This window comes from Gilliamella sp. Choc4-2 (assembly GCF_001690355.1).
GTDB classification, from domain to species: Bacteria; Pseudomonadota; Gammaproteobacteria; order Enterobacterales; family Orbaceae; genus Gilliamella; species Gilliamella apicola_A.
Map to the genome: position 1 here is coordinate 1 of NZ_LZHG01000052.1, position 2,657 is coordinate 2,657.

Genomic DNA, 2,657 nt, shown 5'->3' on the forward strand with positions numbered 1-2,657 from the left:
TACCGCAGGATGCCGTAATACTTTAAAGTTAAAAAAGTAACTTTCATTAACATAGACTTTACCGGTTTTACGATTAAATATAATGGGGCTGCCACGGCGGGAAAACAAGCTTTGATAAACGGCAGGAATAGTTATATACAAAGAAAAAATACTCACCATCAAAGCCAATATTGCTATAATTACTATTGAATTACCCGCTTCAGGTTTATGAATAAGTAATAACCAAATCCATAAAATAACAGCAATGAATAAAAGTATGGTTGCAATAAGATATAAAGATGAATAAAAAATCTGATCATTGTGATCCTGACGAATAAAGGCACAATAGGTATTATTAGCATAGCTTAAGCGATCGTCATGCAGGGGCACTAAACGTGGACCTTTATCTAGATCCCCAAACCAACCAAGAATTTGTGGGCGGTATTTTGATGGCATAATTATTCCTTAATCATCTGGGTTATTCCGTTATATGGTACCGTTGTTTGATTTCGGCGAGCTCTTCTTGCGATGTGGCATTAAACGCTTCGACCATCCATTCGGGCCAACCTTCACCTTCAATCCTATGGGCTTTAAATTCCGCTTCTTGAACTGACTTATATTCACCGTCATCGATATTGGCAGATTTATAATGCACCATAAAACTATTGATCCATCCCCAAACAAATGTACTTCCTGCACCGGCTCGCATAGGATCTAACATAATATGATCTATCACTTGGTGCGTGCCCGGTTGGCAGACCATTAACACGGTTGAACTTAAGGCATTACGTGACATATTATGAATAATAACACCGTGCAAATCGTCCCAATCATACTCTTTTATTCGGCGTTTTTTCGGTTGTAAAAATACCGAAGGATGCCGTAATACTTTAAAGTTAAAAAAGTAACTTTCGTTAACATAGACTTTACCCGTTTTACGATTAAATATAATGGGGCTACCACGCCAAGAAAAAGCATTTTGATAGAGTTCTGGAAGTGCATATGAATAGATAACAAATGAAACTAATAACATGCCAACTAATACTATAAAAAAAACATTCCACTCAGATTTTTTTAGTAATATTGAAAAAAAGCCAAAACTAAAGAAGATTAATACCATAAACATTAAAATTAATGATATAGATAAACACAAATAAAAAATTTGATCTGAGGGAACCTTACGAATAAAGGCACAATAGGTATTATTGGCATAACTTAAGCGATCGTCATGCAAAGGTACACTATAAGGACCTTTATCTAGATCCCCAAACCAACCAAGAATTTGCGGGCGGTATTTTGATGGCATTTTATTCTCCTTTTATTTATTCATCGTGAAATTGGTTACTGCTTCGATTAATGATAAGCGGGATTTCGTTATCATCTTGTGCATTAGGGCTGATATTGATTTGATAGTTATTTATTAGATCATAAGCAAAGGTGCCCGCTACCCAGGTTATTACCGTTAGGTGACTTTCTGGCTGGTTAGGAGCTGGCTCTTTTACTTCGATTTTTTCAATATCGGTAAAATTAGATTGCCATACCGCTTTGCCCTGAGTGAGGGTTTTAAAGGTTTTTGCTTCATAATGGTCGATAAAATAGTTTTTATCGGTGGTGACATATTCGGTGATTTTTAGGGTTTCTTTGGCTTTATCTTCGTTTAGATGGATTGGGGAGTGCGCCACTACTGAGTGGTTATTTACCCCTGTTGAACTGATATTAAAGCGAGATTCAATCATATCCTCATCACGTTGCCCATTCTTACCAAATAATGTAACCGTGGCCTGCAACGGCAGGTGGGCGATGGTTGCATTATTCGGGTATGTTAAATAAAAATAGAGGTGGCGGTGATGTAGCCTCATCCCACTAAATGAACTTGGTTTTTTAAAGATCATAAAGGTGTCAATGCCCGACACCGCAACCAAATAGTCATTTACCGACTGCCCAAACCCCACAAATGCCTCTTGCTCTTCGTGATAAGCGCCATACCCTAAATAGGCAAACTCTTCTTGCACCCCAAAATAACAGCGGTTTAACCAGTGATCGATAGGGGTAAAATTATCGTATTTTTTGCTATAAGCAATTAAGTATAAACTTGAAACTAATAAAAGGACACCAATCCCTATAGTCAATTCACTTCCCAATAATAATAGAAATGCGCCAATACCTAAGGCTACAGAACCCATAACTCTATAAACCAAATAACTTTTATGCTCCATATTCCACATCCCCAAGGCACTTTTTAACTCGCCTAAGGCTTCAAAAATAGTTATAGCCGCAAAGGCTTTGGCTACGGTTTTAGAAATCAAGGTATTTAACATCAGTCTGGCTTTAATTTCAGGCACTAATGTGCCCGAAACTGTTGAACGCATCGCTTTAACTAGCTGCATTTTTAATTTGATGTCACGGTATAAAGCCACGCTATCAACACTTAATAACGCTAACGAGCCTAAGTCAATCGCCAGTTGGTACATTTTTTTATCTTGGCTTTCACCTTCTTTAACGGTGTCCATTATTTTAATAATATTTTTATTATATTATTCCGTTATATGGTGTCGTTGTTTGATTTCGGCGAGCTCTTCTTGCGATGTGGCATTAAACGCTTCGACCATCCATTCGGGCCAACCTTCACCTTCAATCCTATGGGCTTTAAATTCCGCTTCTTGATCTGACTTATATTC

General features: G+C 37.4%; 3 protein-coding genes. All 3 read right to left on the bottom strand.

What is annotated here, in order from left to right; all coding sequences use genetic code 11:
- Positions 1–435 (bottom strand): DUF6708 domain-containing protein (locus A9G34_RS06980; RefSeq protein WP_141670372.1); only part of this gene is annotated, 435 nt, incomplete at its 3' end.
- A gap of 22 nt (positions 436–457) precedes the next feature.
- Positions 458–1,285, bottom strand: coding sequence for a DUF6708 domain-containing protein (locus tag A9G34_RS06985; RefSeq protein WP_065569289.1), 828 nt, complete (start codon positions 1,283–1,285; stop codon positions 458–460).
- A 16-nt stretch (positions 1,286–1,301) separates the two neighbouring features.
- Positions 1,302–2,489 (bottom strand): hypothetical protein, encoded by a 1,188-nt coding sequence (locus A9G34_RS06990; protein WP_065569290.1) that lies wholly within the window; start codon positions 2,487–2,489, stop codon positions 1,302–1,304.
- Between the last annotated feature and the right edge of the window lie 168 nt (positions 2,490–2,657).